Source organism: Enterobacter sp. WPR_3_1 (assembly GCF_003635055.1).
GTDB classification, from domain to species: domain Bacteria; phylum Pseudomonadota; class Gammaproteobacteria; order Enterobacterales; family Enterobacteriaceae; genus Enterobacter; species Enterobacter ludwigii.
Map to the genome: position 1 here is coordinate 77,490 of NZ_RBXU01000001.1, position 20,995 is coordinate 98,484.

Annotated in this window: 17 protein-coding genes; 8 read left to right on the plus strand and 9 right to left on the minus strand. The window is 55.6% G+C overall.

The window, feature by feature from the left end; translation table 11 throughout:
• The first annotated feature begins 191 nt into the window (after positions 1 to 191).
• From malE to malG, 3 genes are all read left to right on the plus strand, one after another.
• Positions 192 to 1,382 (plus strand): maltose/maltodextrin ABC transporter substrate-binding protein MalE, encoded by a 1,191-nt coding sequence (gene malE / locus BJ887_RS00380; protein WP_020882849.1) that lies wholly within the window; start codon positions 192 to 194, stop codon positions 1,380 to 1,382.
• Between the two features lie 66 nt (positions 1,383 to 1,448).
• Positions 1,449 to 2,993: a maltose ABC transporter permease MalF gene (gene malF / locus BJ887_RS00385; RefSeq protein WP_047954914.1), complete on the plus strand. Its 1,545-nt coding sequence runs from the start codon at positions 1,449 to 1,451 to the stop codon at positions 2,991 to 2,993.
• Between the two features lie 14 nt (positions 2,994 to 3,007).
• The gene (gene malG / locus BJ887_RS00390) at positions 3,008 to 3,898 is read left to right on the plus strand and encodes a maltose ABC transporter permease MalG (RefSeq protein ID WP_047355915.1); all 891 of its coding nucleotides are present in this window, start codon (positions 3,008 to 3,010) and stop codon (positions 3,896 to 3,898) included.
• Between the two features lie 96 nt (positions 3,899 to 3,994).
• Here malG and psiE read toward each other — a convergent pair whose 3' ends face one another.
• On the minus strand, positions 3,995 to 4,405 hold the full coding sequence (gene psiE / locus BJ887_RS00395; protein ID WP_020882851.1) for a phosphate-starvation-inducible protein PsiE: 411 nt from the start codon (positions 4,403 to 4,405) through the stop codon (positions 3,995 to 3,997).
• Positions 4,406 to 4,534: 129 nt separating this feature from the next.
• Between psiE and BJ887_RS00400 the strand changes: the two genes are divergently transcribed.
• Together BJ887_RS00400 and BJ887_RS00405 are read left to right on the plus strand one after the other, a co-directional pair.
• Positions 4,535 to 5,050 carry a GNAT family N-acetyltransferase gene (locus tag BJ887_RS00400; protein ID WP_049022161.1) on the plus strand — a complete coding sequence of 172 codons (516 nt, stop codon included), beginning with the start codon at positions 4,535 to 4,537 and terminating at the stop codon, positions 5,048 to 5,050.
• An 8-nt stretch (positions 5,051 to 5,058) separates the two neighbouring features.
• Positions 5,059 to 5,514: an acyltransferase gene (locus BJ887_RS00405; protein WP_121339026.1), complete on the plus strand. Its 456-nt coding sequence runs from the start codon at positions 5,059 to 5,061 to the stop codon at positions 5,512 to 5,514.
• A 38-nt stretch (positions 5,515 to 5,552) separates the two neighbouring features.
• On the opposite strand, the gene BJ887_RS00410 is transcribed toward BJ887_RS00405, so the two are convergent.
• The 5 genes from BJ887_RS00410 to pgi form a co-directional block, all read right to left on the minus strand.
• Positions 5,553 to 7,649 (minus strand): YjbH domain-containing protein, encoded by a 2,097-nt coding sequence (locus tag BJ887_RS00410; protein WP_014168189.1) that lies wholly within the window; start codon positions 7,647 to 7,649, stop codon positions 5,553 to 5,555.
• Positions 7,649 to 8,386 (minus strand): capsule biosynthesis GfcC D2 domain-containing protein, encoded by a 738-nt coding sequence (locus BJ887_RS00415; protein ID WP_047954910.1) that lies wholly within the window; start codon positions 8,384 to 8,386, stop codon positions 7,649 to 7,651. The genes BJ887_RS00410 and BJ887_RS00415 overlap by 1 nt, the downstream gene beginning before the upstream one ends.
• Entirely contained in the window at positions 8,383 to 9,021 is a 639-nt protein-coding gene (locus tag BJ887_RS00420; RefSeq protein WP_121339028.1) for a YjbF family lipoprotein, read from the minus strand. The genes BJ887_RS00415 and BJ887_RS00420 overlap by 4 nt, the downstream gene beginning before the upstream one ends.
• Positions 9,022 to 9,139: 118 nt before the next feature.
• Positions 9,140 to 9,382: an exopolysaccharide production protein YjbE gene (yjbE, locus tag BJ887_RS00425; RefSeq protein ID WP_014168186.1), complete on the minus strand. Its 243-nt coding sequence runs from the start codon at positions 9,380 to 9,382 to the stop codon at positions 9,140 to 9,142.
• A 367-nt stretch (positions 9,383 to 9,749) separates the two neighbouring features.
• A complete protein-coding gene (gene pgi, locus BJ887_RS00430; RefSeq protein WP_020882856.1) occupies positions 9,750 to 11,399 on the minus strand; it encodes a glucose-6-phosphate isomerase in 1,650 nt (549 codons plus the stop codon).
• 375 nt (positions 11,400 to 11,774) lie between these two features.
• Here pgi and lysC point away from each other — a divergent pair, with 375 nt between their 5' ends.
• The 3 genes from lysC to BJ887_RS00445 all read left to right on the plus strand — a co-directional run bounded on the left by lysC (position 11,775) and on the right by BJ887_RS00445 (position 14,484).
• A complete protein-coding gene (lysC, locus tag BJ887_RS00435; protein ID WP_014168184.1) occupies positions 11,775 to 13,124 on the plus strand; it encodes a lysine-sensitive aspartokinase 3 in 1,350 nt (449 codons plus the stop codon).
• A 92-nt stretch (positions 13,125 to 13,216) separates the two neighbouring features.
• A complete protein-coding gene (panS, locus tag BJ887_RS00440) occupies positions 13,217 to 14,161 on the plus strand; it encodes a ketopantoate/pantoate/pantothenate transporter PanS (protein ID WP_014168183.1) in 945 nt (314 codons plus the stop codon).
• A 50-nt stretch (positions 14,162 to 14,211) separates the two neighbouring features.
• Positions 14,212 to 14,484: a DUF3811 domain-containing protein gene (locus tag BJ887_RS00445; RefSeq protein WP_014168182.1), complete on the plus strand. Its 273-nt coding sequence runs from the start codon at positions 14,212 to 14,214 to the stop codon at positions 14,482 to 14,484.
• Here BJ887_RS00445 and rluF read toward each other — a convergent pair whose 3' ends face one another.
• The 3 genes from rluF to metH all read right to left on the minus strand — a co-directional run bounded on the left by rluF (position 14,485) and on the right by metH (position 20,918).
• On the minus strand, positions 14,485 to 15,354 hold the full coding sequence (gene rluF, locus BJ887_RS00450) for a 23S rRNA pseudouridine(2604) synthase RluF (RefSeq protein ID WP_121339030.1): 870 nt from the start codon (positions 15,352 to 15,354) through the stop codon (positions 14,485 to 14,487).
• A gap of 134 nt (positions 15,355 to 15,488) precedes the next feature.
• The gene (locus BJ887_RS00455; protein WP_014168180.1) at positions 15,489 to 17,120 is read right to left on the minus strand and encodes a Na/Pi cotransporter family protein; all 1,632 of its coding nucleotides are present in this window, start codon (positions 17,118 to 17,120) and stop codon (positions 15,489 to 15,491) included.
• Between the two features lie 114 nt (positions 17,121 to 17,234).
• Positions 17,235 to 20,918, minus strand: a complete 3,684-nt coding sequence (gene metH / locus BJ887_RS00460) for a methionine synthase (RefSeq protein WP_121339031.1) — start codon at positions 20,916 to 20,918, stop codon at positions 17,235 to 17,237.
• Between the last annotated feature and the right edge of the window lie 77 nt (positions 20,919 to 20,995).

The window sequence follows — 20,995 nt, forward strand, 5'->3', positions numbered from 1 at the left end:
ACCTGCAAAATTCACTGTGTTTTTATGTGCGCCAGCACTCATAACTTAAATTTATGTAACGGAGATCACACAAACGGGGGGTGGGGCGTAGGGGTTGGGAGGATGGAAAGAGGATGTCAAATAAGGAGACTGAGTCACGTTGAACCACCTCAGTGTATCCACGAGCACATCACCAAAAAAGGATGGCAGATATGAAGATCAAGACTGGCGCACGCGTTTTCGCATTGTCCGCCCTTGCAGCAATGATGATTTCCGCACCGGCTCTCGCCAAAATTGAAGAAGGTAAGCTGGTTATCTGGATTAACGGCGATAAAGGCTATAACGGCCTGGCCGAAGTGGGCAAGAAATTCGAGAAAGACACCGGTATCAAAGTTACCATTGAACACCCGGACAAACTGGAAGAGAAATTCCCGCAGGTTGCTGCAACGGGTGACGGTCCGGACATCATCTTCTGGGCACATGACCGTTTCGGTGGCTACGCGCAGTCGGGTCTGCTGGCTGAAGTGACGCCAGACAAAGCTTTCCAGGACAAACTGTACCCGTTCACCTGGGATGCCGTTCGCTATAACGGCAAGATCATCGCTTACCCAATCGCGGTAGAAGCGCTGTCTCTGATTTACAACAAAGACCTGGTACCCAACCCACCGAAAACCTGGGAAGAGATCCCGAAACTGGATAAAGAGCTGAAGGCGAAAGGTAAGAGCGCGCTGATGTTCAACCTGCAGGAACCGTACTTCACCTGGCCGCTGATTGCTGCCGACGGCGGTTACGCGTTCAAATTTGAAAACGGCAAATATGACGTGAAAGACGTGGGCGTGGACAACGCTGGCGCGAAAGCAGGCCTGACCTTCCTGGTTGACCTCATCAAGAACAAACACATGAACGCGGATACCGACTACTCCATCGCAGAAGCGGCGTTCAACAAAGGCGAAACCGCGATGACCATCAACGGTCCGTGGGCCTGGACCAACATCGACAAGAGCAAAATCAACTACGGCGTAACCCTGCTGCCAACCTTTAAAGGCAAGCCGTCTAAACCGTTTGTTGGCGTGCTGAGCGCAGGTATTAACGCTGCCAGCCCGAACAAAGAGCTGGCGAAAGAGTTCCTGGAAAACTACCTGCTGACCGATCAGGGTCTGGATGAAGTGAACAAGGACAAACCGCTGGGCGCGGTTGCGCTGAAATCCTTCCAGGATCAGCTGGCGAAAGACCCACGTATCGCGGCAACCATGGATAACGCCCAGAAAGGCGAAATCATGCCGAACATCCCACAAATGGCAGCGTTCTGGTACGCCACCCGTACCGCCGTCATCAACGCAGCAAGCGGTCGTCAGACGGTTGATGCTGCGCTGAAAGATGCTCAGGGCCGTATCACGAAGTAAGGCTTTTATCCCCTCTCTCCCCTGCGGAGAGAGGGAGAACAAAATGTGTTGTAGAGGAAGAACCCCATGGATGTCATTAAAAAGAAACACTGGTGGCAAAGCTCTGCCCTGAAGTGGTCTGTAATGGGTCTGCTGTGTCTGCTGGTGGGTTACCTTGTTGTTTTAATGTACGTACAAGGGGAATATCTGTTCGCCATCATGACGCTGATTTTAAGCTCTGCTGGCCTGTATATTTTCGCCAACCGTAAAGCCTATGCCTGGCGATATGTTTACCCGGGTGTGGCCGGGATGGGTCTGTTTGTCCTGTTCCCGCTGATTTGTACCATTGCTATCGCGTTCACCAACTACAGCAGCACCAACCAGCTTGCGCAGGAACGCGCCCAACAGGTGCTGATGGACCGCTCTTATCAGGCGGGCAAAACCTTTAACTTCGGCCTGTATCCTGCGGGCAGCGAGTGGAAGTTAGCACTCACTGACGAAGAAACCGGCAAACATTATGTCTCCGACGCTTTCAAATTTGGCGGCGAGCAGAAGCTGGCCTTAAAAGAGGCTGCGGCCCTGCCGGAAGGCGAACGCGCTAACCTGCGCATCATTACGCAGAACCGTCAGGCACTGACGCAGCTTACCGCCCAACTGCCGGACGAAAGCAAAGTGACCATGAGTTCACTGCGCCAGTTCTCCGGGACACAACCGCTCTATACGCTGGCGGACGACGGCACGCTGACCAACAACCAGAGCGGCGTGAAGTACCGTCCAAACAACGACATTGGTTTCTACCAGTCCATTACGGCTGATGGCAAATGGGGTGATGACAAGCTCAGCCCGGGCTACACCGTGACGATAGGCTGGGACAACTTCACCCGCGTCTTCACCGATGAAGGGATCCAGAAACCGTTCTTCGCCATCTTTGTCTGGACCGTGGTGTTCTCCATACTGACGGTGATCCTGACCGTTGCCGTGGGCATGGTGCTGGCGTGTCTGGTGCAGTGGGAATCTCTGAAAGGGAAAGCCATTTACCGCGTGCTGCTTATTCTGCCGTATGCCGTCCCGTCGTTTATCTCGATTCTGATTTTCAAAGGGCTGTTTAACCAGAGCTTCGGTGAAATCAACATGATGCTGAGCGCGCTGTTCGGCATCAAACCGGCCTGGTTCAGCGACCCCATCACCGCCCGCTCGATGATTATCATCGTGAACACCTGGCTCGGTTATCCGTACATGATGATCCTGTGCATGGGCCTGCTGAAGGCGATTCCGGACGATTTGTACGAAGCCTCGGCAATGGATGGCGCGGGTCCGTTCCAGAATTTCTTTAAGATTACGCTGCCGCTGCTCATTAAGCCGCTGACGCCGCTGATGATTGCCAGCTTTGCCTTCAACTTTAACAACTTCGTGCTGATTCAGCTGTTGACCAACGGTGGGCCTGACCGTCTTGGCACCACCACGCCGGCAGGCTATACCGACCTGCTCGTCAGCTACACCTACCGTATCGCCTTCGAAGGCGGCGGCGGTCAGGACTTCGGTCTGGCGGCAGCGATTGCCACCCTGATCTTCCTGCTGGTTGGCGCTCTGGCGATTGTGAACCTGAAAGCAACACGCATGAAATTCGACTAAGGAGGGCACTGAATATGTCTATGGTCCAACCCAAATCTCAGAAACTGCGCCTCTTCGCGACGCATTTAGGGCTGCTGCTTTTTATCGCGGCAATCATGTTCCCGCTGCTGATGGTCATCGCCATCTCCCTGCGTGCCGGTAACTTCGCGACCGGGAGCCTGATCCCGGATGAAATCTCCTGGGAGCACTGGAAGTTAGCGCTGGGCTTCAGCGTTGAACACGCGGATGGCCGCGTCACGCCACCGCCGTTCCCGGTGCTGTTATGGCTGTGGAACTCGGTGAAAATTGCCGGGATTACCGCGATTGGTATTGTCGCACTCTCCACGACCTGTGCTTACGCCTTTGCCCGTATGCGTTTCCCGGGTAAGGCCACGCTGCTGAAAGGGATGCTGATTTTCCAGATGTTCCCGGCAGTACTGTCACTGGTGGCGTTGTATGCCTTGTTTGACCGACTGGGCCAGTACGTGCCGTTTATCGGCCTGAACACCCACGGTGGCGTCATCTTCGCCTATCTTGGCGGTATCGCGCTGCATGTGTGGACCATCAAAGGGTATTTCGAAACCATCGACGGCTCGCTGGAAGAAGCGGCGGCGCTGGATGGCGCGACCCCGTGGCAGGCATTCCGTCTGGTGCTTCTGCCGCTGTCGGTGCCGATCCTGGCGGTGGTCTTTATCCTGTCGTTTATCGCAGCCATCACCGAAGTGCCGGTCGCTTCCCTGTTACTGCGTGATGTAAACAGCTATACGCTGGCCGTCGGTATGCAGCAATACCTCAATCCGCAGAACTATTTGTGGGGCGACTTTGCTGCGGCGGCTGTACTCTCCGCCATCCCTATCACCGTCGTGTTCCTGCTGGCGCAGCGCTGGCTGGTGAATGGCCTGACGGCGGGCGGTGTGAAAGGTTAAGTTTCATTTGTTATGCCACTGCAACCCTCAACTTTAGACGTATTGTATTGACCCAACTTGTGACTGTTGTTAGGCGGCCTCCGGGCCGCCATTTTTTTATTCCCGTTTCAGCCGTTTCGAATTGCACAGCCAGAGCGTGATCACCAGCAGCAGGATCGCCGCCGAATAGATCAGTACGTCGAGCGGGGAGGTATGATCCACGATGATCAGCCGCACAATCGCGGTGATCCCGATGTAAACAAAATAGCGTAGCGGGAAGTGAAAGCCCGACTGGAAATACTTCACAATCAGCGCGATAAACTCAAAGTAGAGAAAGTAGACCACCAGGCCTTCCACCAGCTCATATTTGCTGGTTTGTTCAGGGGCGAACAGCACATCCGCCAGATGCACCGTCTCTTTTCCCAAAAAGACGACCAGTATCAGGCCAAGGCTCAGCAGACCGAGGTTCAGCACGGTCTGGAGGATTGTTGAGATAAACTCAACGCGCGGGCGAGTCAGGGATGTCATAGAGCACCTCATTCTCCAGGGCGAGGTTCCTGTATAACGCAAAAATGTGACGGTGATCTATATTTTTTGTTTATATTATGTTCAGCGCTGTGGCATGTTGCATTGTGACACGCTTATTTCGACGAAGGGATGATGAAATTAACCATTCAACGCGCCACCCTGGATGATGCAAAACAGCTGAGTGAAATGGGGTATGCCAGCTACCGGCATCACTTTGGGCATCTATGGGAAAGCCAGACAGAGCTTGCCGCCTTTCTTAAGCAGGAATACGCGCCGCAGGCGATAGCAGACAGCCTGATGCAGCCGGGCACTTACTGGCTCATTGCCAGCGCACAAATGCCAGTCGGATTCGCAAAATTCTCAACCCAGCAGACCATCGAGCCCGAGGGGCTGTCGGGTACGCTCCTGCATAAACTCTATTTATTGCCGGATGCCACGGGACACCGCTACGGCGAACAACTCCTTGCGGAAGTGATTCGCCAGGCAAAAGCCTGTTCGGAAAATCTGCTGTGGCTGGAAGTCCTCGAAAAGAACCCTCGCGCACGCCGGTTTTACGAAGCGCAGGGGCTGAAACATGTCAAAGACACCCTCTTCGTCACTGCGGCGCAAACCAGCACCCTCCATATTATGTCGATGCCAGTCTAAGGAGATGTATGCCAGAGCAACGCCAGACGGCTATTCGTCATGTTGTCTGCGGCGAAAACGTCGTCATTTACGAACCCGCGAATCTTTATGAATGTTCGCTGGGCGATAACGTCTTTATCGGCCCGTTTGTTGAAATCCAGGCTAACTCGCACATCGGTGCTGACAGCAAAATTCAGTCCCATACCTTCATCTGCGAGTACGTCACCATCGGCGAGCGCTGTTTCATTGGCCATGGGGTGATGTTCGCCAACGATATGTTCCGCGACGGTAAACCCAATGCCGACCGGCGCAGCTGGGGACACATTCGCGTGGGCAACGACGTTTCAATCGGCAGCGGGGCAACCATTCTGGCTGTCTCAATTTGCGATGGGACGGTGATTGGGGCGGGAAGCGTGGTGACAAAGTCCATCACCGAGAAAGGGGTTTACGCCGGCAACCCGGCGAGGCTGTTGCGGCGTTTGTAATGTGCCCGGCAGGCGTAACGCTACCGGGCACTCACGCATCACCTGAAGTTAATGTTCTTATCGCTGGTCATGTCGTACAGCTGGAATTTACGTCCCAGCTGCTGACCACCGTCACGCGTCAGTGGCGTCCAGCCAATTGCCGCACGGCTGCGGGTTGGGCCTGACGAGAACAGATCCAGCGGAATGGAAACGTACACGCCTTTGGTGAAGTCCCCTTCCCCGTACTCGTCCGGCGAGACGTTAGTGATCGTGGCATAGCCACCGACCACCACACCGCTGTCGAAGTGTTTAGAGATATCCAGCGTGCCGCCTTTATCCCCCGCCAGATACTGGCCAACGCTGGCTTTCACCAGTACGTCCGGGGCAAACGACGGCGTCCAGTAGGCCGTCAGGTGGCCGGTTTTAACGCTGTAGTCTGTGAACTTCATCATGTCCTGCGCGCTGCGCCAGTCACGCTGTTTCACGTAGTTGGCATCAAGACCAAACGCCCAGTTGCTGTCTACCGGACGGTAGAGCACTTCAGCCCCCGCGCCGCCAAACATCGTTTCCAGATAACCGCCGTAAACCTGGCCGTAGAAACCGTTACCAAAGTACTGGAAGTAGTTGGCCTGCAGGTTGTTTACGTAAGCGTCGTTCTGCACATATTCACGTACGCGAGTACGCACGCGCGGCAGCTTCGAGTCGTTCGGCGGGTTGGTATAGTTGAACTTGTCGTAGTTGTTGGCAAGGTTACCGAACAGGCTGCCGGTGGTCAGCAGGTGGTCGGTGACCCACAGATCCGCCGTCGCCATGACGCCCAGCTGATACATATAGAAGTTTTCTGGCCCACCAACAGACTGGTTCAGTACCGGATCGATATGGAAATCAAAGCGCGACTTATCGATATACCAGCCCTGCTCGGTGGTGTCTGGCACCACTGGCTCAACGCGTTTTTGCACCAGCTCGGTTTCATGCCCAAGCGGTTCGCCTTCCAGATGGCGCTTAAGGCTGGCGACATCCGTTTCCGTCGTGACCTGCGGCATGTTCAGACGGTTTTCGGTCACGCGGATCGTGCTGATCCCGTCCGGCAGATCGTTCATGATGATCCGGTTGGCGCGTTCGATCCCTTCCCGCGAGTCGCGGTATTTCACCTGCTCGCCGGTCACGTACAGCGTATCGCCTTTCACCTGAATCTTCGGATCCGCCAGACCGGCGTTGTATTTCAGCAGGGTCAGCTGGTTCGCCACGACGGAGTGCTGCAGAATGGCATCCTGCGGCTCCGGCTGGTAGGCAGGGCGCGCGTTGTCGTTGTAGTGTGGCCGCATATCGTTAAAGTTGGTACGCAGCGTCACGCCAAACATCACGGTATTGCCACGCTCATAGCTGAGGTTAACGTCAGCCCAGTCAGCCACACGGTAAATGGCACCGACGTTAAATTTGCTCTTCTGCTCAATCTTGCCGGCGAAATCCTGTGAATAGTCATTCCCTTCGTATTCCAGCTTCAGGCGCAGCGGCTGCCAGGGCGTCTGGTACTCTACGCCACCAAACAGCGAGGCCGGGCCGTGGAACATCTGGTCGCCGTTGATGGAGCCCGCTTTCTGATAGCTGTTATCGCGATAGCAATATTTGTCGCTGTAGGAGCAGAACGGGTTTTTCACGTTGCCGCTGGTGCCCAGATACCCCCAACCGAGACCGAGTGAGAAATCAAACGGTCCCCAGGCTTTGCTGGCCACCACGTATTCCGCATCAAACAGACCGGTACCGCCGATATCCCGCGCGCCAACAGAGACCTGCGGCATCCAGTAACTCTCTTCCCACAGACGCAGCTTCACGTCGAACGCTTTATCTTTGTAGGTCTGATCGCCGGAGAAGGACTCGACGCTGCTGTACCGTTTGGTGCGCACGTCAGTGTAGCGTAGTGTGGTTTCGAGCCACGGAAACAGCTGTACAGCGGCGGAGTAGTAGCGGTACTGATCGTTATCACGGTAGTTGAGGCTGATTTCCCCTTCCCGCGCCATGCGCGCGGTAGGCGTTTGCAGTAAACCGACGCCGCCGAAGTCTGACTGAGACGGGCCAATGGGTGCCGGATACGTTTCTGCATGGCAGGCGGCACTCACGCACAACGCCAGCATGCTATAGAGATAGGTTCTTTTCATTATTCCGGTATCCGCTGTTTCAGGGAGTGAAGGATATCGGCGTTCAGTCCGTCATATGCCTTCGTCCAGAAATGGTCGGCAAAACCGACAAAAATGACGCTGCCTGGCATCGGTTCGATATGGCGTTTATTCCAGTAGGCTACCGGTGCTTTTTGCGTTTGGCCGTCCGGGTACACCACCCATGCGTAGCTCTTATCAGCACCGCTCAACAGATGTTGTTCATCGAGATAGCTCGCCACATCGCGACCCGGCATAAACGGCTTGTCACCCGGACTGCTGACAAGCCCGAACACGGTAATGGTAGAAGGCTGAACAGGTAGCCAGAGCGTGTACTCGCCTTCCAGTGACGGGTTAGCCGTTTCCGCGACGCGAACGTGGTCCGGATCGAGATTGACCGGCAACCGTCCGGTGACCTTCAGCGCCTTAAGCTGCTGGCGAAGGCTGTTAATGGCCGCCGCGTCGTCACCCTCTTCCTGCTCCGCCAGCCCTGTTAGCCTGGCGAGCAGCGCGTTATGTTGTTGCTCCGCCACCACCGTCGCCTGTCGTTCACTGATGACCGCACCCGGCCACCAGCTGTTCGCCAGCCTTGGCTGGCCGACGAGATCGATTAAGTGTCCGGCGTTGGTCAATGTTTTAGGCTTCGTATTGTCCTGCGTATAGACTTTCACCGTCCCGGCAGACCATGCGAGCGGCGTAGCAAAGCTTGCGATCAGCGCAACGCGAATAAGTGTTTTCATGATTCCGCGGCCTTGATCAGCGTGGTTTTGACCGGGAAGAATCCGGCACCAAGATACTGTAACGACTGGCGTATCTGGCCGTCATCGTCCACCCAGAAGCGGTTATGCCAGGTTGCCTGATCGGTAGTGACCTCTTCATCCAGCACGCGAACCCGGGTTTCGTCGCTGCCCACGTTGACGCTGTCCGTGCCATCCCAGCGGAAGGTGGAGCGGGCGGTGGCATAGCGAACCTGCTTGTGTTCGGTCCAGCCCATCGTGCGGGTCCAGCTTGCCCCGTCGGTTATCTGGTTCGGCTTGTTCAGCGGATCGGCGGCGAGATTGTTGACTTCAAGCAGGTTGTCTCCCCCGAGCAGGGTTTTCACGATACGGCTATGCTGCGTTACGATGGTGGCCTGATCCTGCGTCACCCATTTCTGCTGCCCGTTTTCATCGAAAGCGAGCACCACAAACAGCTGTGGGCCATCGTTGAGCTGCATGTACTGACTGGCATAGGGCATGTTCTGAAGTTCGTCATCGGTCAGATGCACGCCCGGCGTACCGAACATGCTTTCCCACAGTGAATGGCCCAGCCCTTTGGTGGTGGCCGAGCATGCCTGCAAAAGCAGACAAATCAGGATGATCCCAGGTCGCTTCACGACTCTTCTCCGCATTATTGCCGGGTGATGCTGCGCTTACCCGGTCTACAGGTCCCGAAGGCTACTGAAAAGCCAGAATAACCACACCGAAGTGTGGTTATGATTAAAACACCCGTTATTACTGGGTGCTGGTGGTCGTGGTGGTCGTGGTTCCGGTATTGGAGCCATCACCGCCACCGGTTGCCGCCAGGGCGACACCCACGGCTGAACTTACGGTGCTGGCGCTGGACGCGGTAGAAATCCCCGCAGACGCAGACGTCGCAGCCGAACCTGCCGCTTCTCCGACCTGAACCGGAGCCGCATTAACAGATGTCGCCGCAAGCGCAGATATGGCGAAAATGCCATACAGTACTTTCTTCATAAGAATTTCCCTTCATTTAATGAATGGAGATTTGCCCAAAAAGAATTTCAGGCGGATTCGAGTATACACAACTAAAGGTGAGGGTTTGCCGTAGGGGTAAATAGAAGAAGGGTTTTCGGACAATTGGATAAAATGGAAACAAAAGGACGATTAGATAATAATATAACTTATATAAATCAATGAAATAGAATTAGATCCCGTGACGGTAATTATCCGTATTTTCCTAAAATAAACCGCAGCAATTAACAGGTTAACGGCTATTTTCAGATTAAACTCACTGCCGGAATTTGAGTTTAATAACAGACATCAGGAATTATCCGATAAAAAAATGCCGGCATTTCGCCGGCACTTTTTCATGACACTTTAATTACGCGCGCCATGCTTTATAACGGTTGATCAGACCATTTGTGGAGCTGTCGTGGCTGTTAATCGCGTTATCGTCACCCAGTTCAGGCAGGATACGGTTTGCCAGCTGTTTACCCAGCTCAACGCCCCACTGGTCAAAGGTGAAGATGTTCAGGATAGCGCCCTGAGTGAAGATCTTATGCTCGTACAGGGCAATCAGCGCACCCAGGCTGAACGGCGTAATTTCGCGCAGCAGGATGGAGTTGGTTGGACGGTTGCCTTCGAACACTTTGAACGGCACAACGTGGTCCAGCGTGGCCGGATCTTTACCCTGGTCGCGGTATTCCTGCTCAACCACGTCACGAGACTTACCGAACGCCAGCGCTTCAGTCTGTGCGAAGAAGTTAGACAGCAGCTTCGGATGGTGGTCTGACAGCGGGTTATGGGTAATGGCCGGGGCGATGAAATCGCACGGAACCATTTTGGTGCCCTGGTGGATCAGCTGATAGAACGCATGCTGGCCGTTAGTGCCTGGCTCGCCCCAGATGATTGGGCCAGTCTGGTAATCCACGGCGTTACCGTTACGGTCAACGTATTTACCGTTGGATTCCATGTTGCCCTGCTGGAAGTAGGCCGCAAAACGGTGCATGTACTGGTCGTATGGCAGAATCGCTTCGGTTTCAGCCCCGAAGAAGTTGTTGTACCAGATACCAATCAGCGCCAGCAGCACAGGCAGATTTTTCTCAGGTGCGGTGGTGGAGAAGTGTTTATCCATCGCATGCGCGCCGGAGAGCAGCTCAACGAAGTTGTCGAAGCCGACGGAGAGGATGATCGACAGGCCGATAGCGGACCACAGAGAGTAACGCCCCCCCACCCAGTCCCAGAACTCGAACATGTTCGCGGTGTCGATACCGAACTCGCTAACGGCTTTCCCGTTGGTCGACAGCGCGGCGAAGTGTTTCGCCACGTGCTTGTTGTCGCCTGCGGTTTTCAGGAACCAGTCGCGCGCGCTGTGGGCGTTGGTCATGGTTTCCTGAGTGGTGAAGGTTTTAGACGCGACCAGGAACAGGGTCGTTTCCGGATTCACGTTCTTCAGCACCTCGGCGATGTGGGTACCATCGACGTTAGAAACAAAGTGCATGTTGAGGTGGTTTTTGTATGGGCGCAGCGCTTCGGTGACCATGAATGGGCCGAGGTCAGACCCGCCGATACCGATGTTAACGACATCCGTAATCGGTTTGCCGGTGTAGCCTTTCCAGCTTCCGGAGATGATCGCTTCAGAGAAAGCTTTCATCTTTTCCAGCACCGCGTTCACTTCCGGCATCACATCTTTGCCGTCAACGATAATCGGAGTATTGCTACGGTTACGCAGCGCCACGTGCAGCACGGCACGGTCTTCGGTGCGGTTGATCTTCTCACCGGAGAACATGGATTTGATGGCGTCGGCCAGCTCAGTCTCTTTCGCCAGATCCTGCAGCTTCGCCAGCGTTTCTTCGGTAATGCGGTTTTTGGAGAAATCCACCAGCATCAGGTCATCGAAGGTTGCGGAGAACTTATTGAAACGATCGGCATCTTTCGCGAACAGGTCCGCGATGGTGACGTCTTTCATTTCATCATAATGTTTCTGTAGTGCCTGCCAGGCAGCGGTCTGCGTTGGGTTGATGTTTTTCATTAGCAATACTCTTCTGATTTGAGAATTGTGACTGCGGTCGATTGTAGCGCCTGCAAATAAAAATTGTGATGGTTTTTATGCCATTGCCCTGGCCTGCATCAAACACAGGTGAAAAGACCCGAAAAGTATAGCTGCTGAAACGCCCTTCAGGGGCGGCGAAATGTCGGTCAAAAGGCGGTAAAAAGGAGCATAAAATATGGCCCTGTTATAAGTCCTGTTACTGAGGGGTACCCCCCCATAAAAAATCCGCATAATCCCAGCATTGACAGGACCTCCCCCACATTTTATTTATAGGGCCGTATTTTGCGCCTGCACCTGTTCTCGTTTCATTCTTGTGCCAAGGTCGCTTTATTCATTCCCTGACACGAGGTTGTTATGACGAGTTTTGTGGTCGCCAAATTTGGCGGCACCAGTGTGGCCGATTACGATGCCATGAACCGCAGCGCCGATGTGGTGCTGGCCGATCCGAATACCCGCCTGGTGGTGCTTTCCGCCTCTGCTGGCGTGACGAACCTGCTGGTTTCTCTGTCTGAAGGACTGGAAGCAACCGAACGTTTCGTTAAGCTGGACGCACTGCGCAAAATTCAGTTCAACATCCTTGAACGTCTGCAGAATCCGAACGTGATCCGTGAGGAAGTGGAACGCCTGCTGGAAAATATCACTACCCTGGCTGAAGCCGCCTCTCTGGCGACCTCCACCGCGCTGACCGATGAACTGGTCAGCCACGGCGAGCTGATGTCCACGCTGCTGTTCGTGGAGATCCTCCGCGAGCGTAACGTCCATGCCCAATGGTTTGACGTGCGTAAAGTCATGCGCACCAGCGATCGCTTTGGCCGTGCCGAGCCGGATGTTGAAATGCTGGCCGAGCTGACCCAGCAGCAGCTGGCCCCGCGCCTGGCAGAAGGGATGGTGATCACTCAGGGCTTTATCGGTAGCGAAGCCAAAGGCCGTACAACAACGCTTGGCCGCGGCGGCAGTGACTATACGGCAGCCCTGCTCGGCGAAGCGCTGCATGCCACCCGTGTGGATATCTGGACTGACGTGCCGGGTATTTACACCACCGACCCGCGCGTGGTCTCTGCGGCGAAACGCATTGATGTGATCGCGTTTGAAGAGGCGGCAGAAATGGCCACCTTCGGCGCGAAAGTATTGCACCCGGCGACGCTGTTGCCGGCCGTGCGCAGCGATATCCCGGTCTTCGTTGGCTCCAGTAAGGATCCCAAAGCAGGCGGTACGCTGGTGTGCAAGAAAACCGAAAACCCGCCATTGTTCCGAGCGCTGGCCCTGCGCCGCCGCCAGACGCTGGTGACGCTGCACAGCCACAATATGCTGCATTCTCGCGGTTTCCTGGCGGAAGTGTTTGGCATCCTCGCGCGCCATAATATCTCCGTGGATTTGATCACCACATCCGAAGTGAGCATCGCGCTGACGCTGGACACCACTGGCTCCACGTCAACCGGCGACACCCTGCTGACGCAGTCGTTACTGATCGAACTCTCTGAGTTGTGCCGCGTAGAAGTGGAAGAAGATCTGGCGCTGGTTGCCATCATCGGCAACAAGCTGTCGCGTGCCTGCGGCGTGGGCAAAGAGGTCTTCGGCGTACTCGACCCGTTCAGCATTCGTATGATTTGCTACGGCGCCTCCAGCTACAACCTCTGCTTCCTGGTGCCAGCCGATCAGGCCGAGCAGGTCGTGCAAAAACTTCATCAGAATTTGTTTGAATAAAATTCGTTAGCACGATAAACAATACCTATAAGCCGGGCACAGACCCGGCTTTTTTATAACTAAACAACACGACAATACTGCAAGGACTATCTATGTTATCCGCCATCACCCGGCTGTTCCCGTTGTGGGCACTGCTGCTTTCCGTACTCGCGTATTACACTCCCACCCACTTTACGGGCATTGGCCCGTGGGTCACGACGCTGCTGATGCTGATTATGCTCGGCATGGGCGTACACCTGAAAATTGACGACTTCAAACGCGTCCTGTCGCGCCCGGCCCCCGTAGCGGCAGGGATTTTCCTGCACTATCTGGTCATGCCGCTTGCGGCGTGGCTGCTGGCCATGGCCTTTAAAATGCCGCCAGATTTATCCGCCGGTATGGTGCTGGTCGGCAGCGTGGCCAGCGGCACGGCATCCAATGTGATGATTTACCTGGCAAAAGGTGATGTGGCGCTCTCGGTGACCATCTCTTCCGTTTCAACGCTGGTGGGCGTGATTGCCACGCCGCTGTTAACGCGTCTGTATGTGGATGCGCAGATTCAGGTAGACGTCATGGGGATGCTGCTCAGTATTCTGCAGATTGTGGTGATCCCGATTGCGCTGGGCCTGGTGATTCACCATCTGTTCCCGCGCGTGGTCAAAGCCGTTGAACCGTACCTGCCTGCCTTCTCGATGGTCTGTATTCTGGCCATCATCAGCGCCGTGGTTGCCGGCTCTGCATCGCACATTGCCTCAGTGGGCTTTGTGGTGATCATCGCGGTGGTGTTGCATAACACCCTTGGTCTTTTGGGCGGTTACTGGGGCGGGAAGCTGTTTGGTTTCGACGAATCTACCTGTCGTACGCTGGCAATCGAAGTGGGGATGCAAAACTCGGGGCTGGCCGCAGCTCTGGGCAAGATCTACTTCTCGCCGCTAGCGGCCTTGCCGGGTGCGCTGTTCTCCGTCTGGCATAATCTGTCCGGCTCGCTGCTGGCAGGCTACTGGTCAGGCAAACCCATTAATGAGCCCGCGAAAAAAGATGCAGTGAAACAGGGTTAATTTCCTTCGCTTGCTTTACACTGGAGCCTCCCCTTCAGGAGGCTTCAGCAATGGCTACACCACGTTTGACCCAGAAAGACATGACGGAAGCTGAGCAGCGCGAACTGAAAACGCTCCTCGACCGCGCTCGTATCGCCCATGGCCGCACGCTGACTAACGCCGAAACTAATCAGGTTAAAAAAGAGTACATCGATAAATTGATGGCTCAGCGTGAAACTGAGGCGAAACAAGCCCGCAAGCTGAAAAAAGAGCAGGCTTATAAACCCGATAAAGAAGCGACCTTTTCCTGGTCAGCCAATACCTCACCCCGTGGAAGGCGCTAATTAGCGCCCTTTCTTTTTACGGCCCGGCTGGACGAAGCGTTTGCCCGCAGGCTTGCCGCGGCTTTTCTCTTCTGATGGCGGCGCTTTCACCACCGGGCGCTTAATGGCCTGGGTTTTCGGTTTGGCTTTCGTTTTTGGCTTCGCTTCAGACGATGAATTCTCGATGAGCCTGAACAGCTCAATCAGTTCGTCATCCGTTAAATCACGCCACTCGCCCAGTGGAATACCGGACAGACTCACGTTCATAATGCGCGTACGTTCGAGCTTCACCACGTCATAACCGAAGTGCTCGCACATCCGGCGGATCTGACGGTTTAAGCCCTGCACAAGGGTAATGCGGAAAGCAAACGGCGCCTCTTTCCTCACCTTGCACTTCTTCGTGACGGTCCCCAGAATCGGCACACCTGCGCCCATACCGCGGATAAAGTCGTCCGTGATCGGCTTATTGACCGTGACGATGTACTCTTTCTCGTGGTCGTTACCGGCACGCAGAATTTTGTTCACCAGATCGCCGTGGTTGGTCAGGAAAATCAGCCCCTGTGAGTCTTTATCAAGGCGGCCAATCGGGAAGATACGGCTGCTGTGGTTAACGAAATCAACAATGTTGTCCCGCTCGCCGTCTTCCGTGGTACTGACGATGCCAACCGGCTTATTCAACGCGATAAATACCAGGTCTTCCGCATCACGCGGTTCAATGAGCTGACCATTCACTTTGACCACGTCACCGGGGACGACCTGGTCACCGATGGTGGCGCGTTTGCCGTTGAGGAACACGTTACCCTGTTCAATGTAACGGTCCGCCTCGCGACGTGAGCAGATCCCGCTCTCGCTAATGTATTTGTTTAATCGTGTTGATTGAGTTGGCAGCATAGTTTCTCCTGTAAAGGCGAAATATACCTTAGGTTTGGGCTGGTAAAAAGATTAGCCGACGGTTACCGGGCATCATGCCCGGCGTAAACCTGCTGGTTTTGTGGTTAACCACCTTATCAAGGCGCTTTCAGAGATTAATATTCATCTCGATCGTCGTCTTCATCCGGCTGCTCCATGACGCTATAAGCGACCGCGCAGAATAACGAGTTGAGACGCTTCATGTCCCCCAGCAACCCCAGGTGCAGGGAGCTGGTTTCAATGCTCTGGACGTTCTGCTGGTGCAGTCGTTCAACGTGGGCGTGCGAGTAGCGCCGGTTGAGGATACGGAAGCGATGTTTGTTACGACGCAAGCGGCGTGCGCTCGGTACGTCGCTGGAGAAGAAGACCAGCATCGCCAGCTTCAGGTTGCTCAGCAACTGCTCGTGCAGCGCCTCCAGCTCCTTCAGGCCTTCAACCGAGAAGGCGCGGCGCGCGGCAAGGGATTTGTCAGCAATTTCACTTCCCATACGCTCAACGATATCCGAGGCCTGCTCGAGGTTAAGCGACATTTCGATGATTTCCGCCCAGCGGCGGGACTCTTCCTCTGCCAGTTCATCCTGCGGAATACGCGCCAGGTAGAGCTTGATGGCGGTATAGAGCACGTTGATATCGTCCGCCAGCCTGCGCAGCTCTTTCTCTTCTCGCGGCTCTCCGTGCATGACCTTTTGCAGCCCTTCAAGCATGGTTTCCATGGCATCGCCCATGCGCAGCGTCTCACGCGCGGCATTAGCCAGCGCCAGTGCCGGGGTATCCAGCGCGGAGGTGTCCAGATGCTTAGGTTTCAGACGCGCATCCAGCTCCGGTTCATCCCGGATAAGCCGTTCGCAGAAGCGGGCCATGGGTTCAGCAAAAGGCACCATCGCCAGGCAACGCACCAGGTTGTAAAACACGTGGAAATAGATAACCAGCTCAGCCTTCGGTAACGGGAGATTGTCCATCAGGTTAGCCAGCGGATATACAAACGGCAGAATAATCAGGCTGCCCACCAGCTTAAACAGCAGGCTTCCAAGCGCCACGCGCCGGGCAGCAGCGTTTGCGGCGCTGTTATTGAGCATCGCCAGCAGGCCAGATCCAAGGTTGGCCCCGATCACCAGACACAGCGCGACCGGGAAAGAGATCGCCCCCGCGGCGGTTAACGTCGCCGTCAGCAGCACAGCGGCCAGGCTGGAGTAACTGACGATGGCAAATACCGCGCCGATCAACGCATCCAGCATGATGTCCCCGGTCAGCGAGGCAAAGATGACCTGAACGCCGTTGGCCTCGGTGATGGGGGTCACCGCCTGCACAATCAGCTCCAGCGCCAGCAGGATCAACCCAAGGCCAATCCCCACGCGGCCAAGCTGTCCGGCACGCGTCTGCTTACGGCCAAGGAAGAAGATGACACCGATAAAAATCAGCAGCGGCGACAGCCAGGAGAGATCGAAGGTCAGGATACGCGCCATCAGCGCGGTACCCACGTCAGCGCCCAGCACAATGACCAGCGCGGGTGCCAGCGCCACCAGATCCTGCGCCACAAACGAGGTCACGAGCAGGGTCGTCGCATTACTGCTCTGCACCAGTGCCGTCACGCCGATGCCCGCGCAGAAGGCGAGCGGCTTCTTCTCAACGCTGCTGCTGAGAACGGTGCGTAAGCGCGCGCCAAAGACGCGCATAACGCCGGTACGGACAATATGCGTGCCCCATACCAGCAGTGCTATTGCGGAAAGCAAGTGTAACAGGGTCAGCACGGAAGGTTCTCCTCCTTATCGTTCTACGTTTTTATGATTCAGTATAAGGGTTTAAACGTAAGAAAGAGACAGGGCGCCCAATGAGCGCCCTGTTTGTTGTAAGGAAAAGTGACGTTAGTCAGCGTCGTAGCCTAAATTGGGAGCCAGCCAGCGTTCAACCTCTGAGACACTCATGCCTTTGCGCAGGGCGTAATCTTCAATCTGATCGCGCTGCAGCTGCGCGACGGCGAAGTATTTGCTGTCGGGATGGCTGAAATACCAGCCGGACACCGATGCCCCAGGCCACATGGCGAAAGACTCGGTGAGCTTCATGCCGGTATGGGCTTCTACATCCAGCAATGTCCAGATAGTGCCCTTTTCGGTGTGTTCCGGGCAGGCTGGATAGCCCGGAGCCGGACGAATCCCCTGGTAGTTTTCGCGGATCAGCTCCTCGTTGCTGAGGTTCTCATTGGCCGCGTAGCCCCAGTGTACCTTGCGCACGCGCTCGTGGAGATACTCAGCGAAGGCTTCCGCCAGACGATCGGCAATCGCTTTCACCATGATTTTATTGTAATCATCGTGCTGCGCGTCGAACGCCTCCGCCAGCGCATCTTCCTCAAGACCCCCGGTCACGGCAAACGCCCCGATATAATCCGCTTTCCCGGAAAGCTTCGGTGCAACGAAATCGGCCAGGCAGTAGTTAGCAAAGCCCACTTTCTCGGTTTGCTGGCGCAGATGGCGACTTACTGCCAGCACGTGCGTGCGGGTCTCGTCGCGATAAATTTCGATGTCGTCGCCCACACGGTTCGCCGGGAACAGGCCCACCACGCCGCGCGGGTTGAGGCTTTTATGCGCACTCAACTGGTCAAGCATTTCGTTGGCGTCGTTGAACAGGCGTTTGGCTTCTTCCCCGACCACCTCATCTTCAAGGATGCGGGGATATTTGCCCGCCAGTGACCAGGTCATGAAGAACGGTGTCCAGTCGATGTAGTTACGCAGCGTCTCGATGCTGGCAGTGACGTCCTGAACGCCCAGACGATGCGCCACAGGGGGCGTATAGCTGGCCCAGTCAAACGCCAGATCGTTATCGCGTGCGGCCTGGAGTGTCACCGGCGGCGTCCGCGGTTTCTTACGGCCATGCTGAATACGCACGGTCTCGTACTCTTTGCGGGTACGCGCGACAAAATCATCACGCTGGGTGGCAGACAACAATGCCGACACGACGCCCACGGTACGCGAGGCGTTTTGCACATAAACCGTCGGGCCACTGTAGTTCTGCTCGATTTTCACCGCCGTGTGCGCTTTGGACGTTGTCGCCCCGCCAATCAGCAATGGAATGGTAAAGCCCTGACGCTCCATCTCTTTCGCCACGTTGACCATCTCGTCCAGCGACGGGGTAATCAGCCCGGAAAGTCCAATCAGGTCAGCATTCACTTCGCGCGCGGTTTTGAGGATTTTATCCGCCGGCACCATCACGCCAAGATCGATAATCTCGTAGTTATTACACTGCAGTACGACGCCCACAATGTTCTTACCGATGTCATGCACGTCGCCCTTCACGGTGGCGATCACCATTTTACCGTTGCTGGAGCCTTTCTCTTTGCTGGCTTCGATAAAGGGTTCGAGATAGGCCACCGCCTGCTTCATGACGCGTGCGGATTTCACCACCTGCGGCAGGAACATTTTGCCTTCGCCAAACAGATCGCCGACCACGTTCATGCCGTCCATCAACGGCCCTTCGATCACTTCAATCGGGCGCGTCGATTGCTGACGTGCTTCTTCGGTGTCCTGTTCAATAAACTCGGTAATTCCTTTTACGAGTGAGTATTCCAGACGTTTTTTCACGTCCCAGGCACGCCACTCCGCCTGCTGAATGTTTACCGATGCATCGGATTTACTGCCGCGGTATTTCTCGGCCAGATCCAGCATGCGCTCGGTGGCATCATCTCGCCGGTTGAGGATCACGTCTTCTACGGCGTCGCGCAGTTCCGCCGGCAGGTCGTCGTAAATGGCCAGCTGTCCGGCGTTAACGATCCCCATGTCCATACCGTTACGGATAGCGTAATAGAGGAACACGGCGTGGATAGCTTCACGCACCGGATCGTTACCGCGGAAGGAGAATGACACGTTCGATACGCCGCCGGAGATCAGCGCATGCGGCAGCTCGCGTTTGATGTCTTCACACGCGCCAATAAAGTCCTGCGCGTAGTTATTGTGCTCTTCAATACCGGTGGCAACCGCGAAAATGTTCGGATCGAAGATGATGTCTTCCGGCGGGAAACCCACCTCTTCGGTCAGAATTTTGTATGCGCGGCGACAAATCTCAATTTTGCGCGCACGGGTATCGGCCTGGCCCATTTCATCGAAGGCCATCACCACCACGGCGGCACCATAACGGCGCACCATCTTCGCGTGGTGGATAAAGGTATCAACGCCTTCTTTCATCGAGATGGAGTTAACAATGCCTTTACCCTGAATACACTTCAGCCCTTTCTCGATGACTTCCCACTTAGAGGAGTCAATCATGATCGGCACCCGGGCAATGTCCGGCTCACCAGCAATCAGGTTGAGGAAGCGCACCATCGCCGCTTCGGCGTCGAGCATTCCCTCATCCATATTGATGTCGATGATCTGGGCGCCGCTCTCAACCTGCTGGCGGGCCACGTCCAGCGCTTCACTGTACTTCTCTTCTTTAATCAGCCGTTTGAATTTCGCCGAACCGGTCACGTTGGTACGCTCCCCGACGTTCACAAACAGGCTGTCGTCACCGATGGTCAACGGCTCAAGGCCGGCCAAACGGCAGGCAACCGGCAGCGTAGGCAGTTGACGCGGCGGCAGACCCGCCACCGCATTGCTCATCGCGGCAATATGCTCTGGCGTGGTACCGCAGCAACCACCGACGATATTCAGAAAACCGGATTCGGCCCACTCGCGGATTTGCGCCGCCATGGTGTCTGCATCCAGATCGTATTCACCAAAGGCGTTCGGCAGGCCGGCGTTCGGGTGTGCGGTGACATAGCATTCAGCGATGCGCGAAAGTTCCTGCACATACTGGCGCAGCTCATCAGGACCCAGCGCGCAGTTCAGGCCGAAAGAGAGCGCTTCAGCGTGACGGAGGGAGTTGTAAAAAGCTTCTGTGGTCTGGCCGGAGAGGGTACGACCAGAGGCGTCGGTGATGGTACCGGAAATCATGATCGGCAGGTCGACGCCCAGCGCCTCGAACTCCTCTTTCACCGCGTAAATCGCGGCTTTGGCATTGAGGGTGTCGAATACCGTTTCAATCAGGATCAGATCGGAACCGCCTTCCACCAGCGCTTTGGCCGATTCACGATACGCCGCCACCAGCTGATCAAAGCTGATGTTACGAAAGGCCGGGTCGTTCACATCGGGTGAAATCGACGCGGTGCGGTTGGTCGGGCCAAGCACCCCGGCCACGTAGCGCGGTTTGTCCGGCGTACGGGCTGTCCATTCATCAGCGCAGGCGCGGGCCAGCTTTGCCGCGGCAAGGTTTATCTCCGCCGACAGGGATTCCATCTGGTAATCCGCCATGGCGATGGTTGTCGAGTTAAAGGTGTTGGTTTCGACGATATCCGCACCCGCCTCGAAATACGCGTTGTGGATCGCCGAAATGACCTGTGGTTTGCTGAGCACCAGAAGGTCGTTGTTACCTTTGAGGTCGCATGGCCAGTCGGCGAAACGCTCGCCGCGGAAATCGTCTTCACTCAGACGATAGCTCTGGATCATGGTACCCATGCCGCCGTCCAGCACCAGAATTCGTTTATTTAACTGCGCACGCAGTTGCTCTACTTTGCTGCTCACACTTGCTCCCGACAACGCTCAACCAGGCCAAAAGGCCAGCAGTCCATACTGGCACAATCTCGCAGGGTGTAAAAGTC